Consider the following 1,085-nt stretch of genomic DNA (forward strand, 5'->3'; position numbering starts at 1 on the left):
CTAGCTGTACTGACCACGGACGTTAGGGACGGCGTGCCTGCTGGACGATGACGAAGACCTCCGGGTGGGGTGTGGAGCAACCACGCAACCACTGCTCCCACCAACGGAGGTCTTCGTGTCCCACGCTAATGCCTGTCTGACTCCTGCCGGTCGGCTGCGCCTGGCGCAGCTGGTCGTGGACAAGGGCTGGACGCTGCGTCGCGCCGCGGAACGCTGGAACTGCTCGGTCACGACCGTGAAGCGGTGGGTCGACCGCTACCGCGTCCACGGGCGAGCCGGCCTGATCGACCGGTCCTCCAGGCCGCGGGTCTCGCCGCGGCGCACACCAGCGCGGGTGGAACGTCGCGTCGTTGGGCTGCGGGTGTCGCGACGATGGGGACCGGCTCGGATCGCCTACCGGCTGCGCATGAACGTCTCGACCGTGCACAAGATCCTGCGCCGCTACGGCTGCCCACCACTGACGTGGACCGATCCGGCCACCGGAGTGCGGATCAAGGGCACGCGCCGCGAGGTCAACGCCTACACCCACGACGCCCCCGGCGACCTGATCCACGTCGACATCAAGAAGCTCGGGCGGATCCCCGACGGCGGCGGCCACAAGGTCTTGGGACGTGCGCGTGGCAAGCGGGATCGGCATCGTGGGATGGGCTACTGGTACATCCACAACGCCGTCGATGATCACACCCGGCTCGGCTACAGCGAGCTGCTCACCGACGAGCGTCAGGAGACCGCCGCCGGGTTCTGGCAACGCGCCAACGCCTACTTCAACGCTGCCGGGATCACGGTGAAACGGGTGCTGACCGACAACGGCTCCTGCTACCGCTCACGCGTCTTCGCCAACGCCCTTGGCGAAGACATCGCCCACAAGCGCACCAGGCCCTACCGCCCGCAGACCAACGGGAAGGTGGAGAGGTTCAACCGCACGATGCTCGAGGAGTGGGCCTACGCCCGCCCCTACACGTCCGAGGCGCAACGCGCAGCCCTCTTCGCCGACTGGCTCCACACCTACAATCACCACCGCGGCCACACCGCGCTCGGCGGCATGTCACCAGCAGACCTCGTGCCCAACCTCCGTGGACAGAACA

At 67.8% G+C, this 1,085-nt stretch carries 1 protein-coding gene; it reads left to right on the forward strand.

What is annotated here, in order from left to right:
• Positions 1–115: 115 nt before the first annotated feature.
• Positions 116–1,085, forward strand: a 970-nt coding sequence (locus ACW62_RS32775) for an IS481 family transposase (protein WP_053208325.1), incomplete at its 3' end; no start/stop codon positions are given.

Origin of the sequence: Jiangella muralis (assembly GCF_001270745.1) — a bacterium.
Lineage (GTDB): Bacteria > Actinomycetota > Actinomycetes > Jiangellales > Jiangellaceae > Jiangella > Jiangella muralis.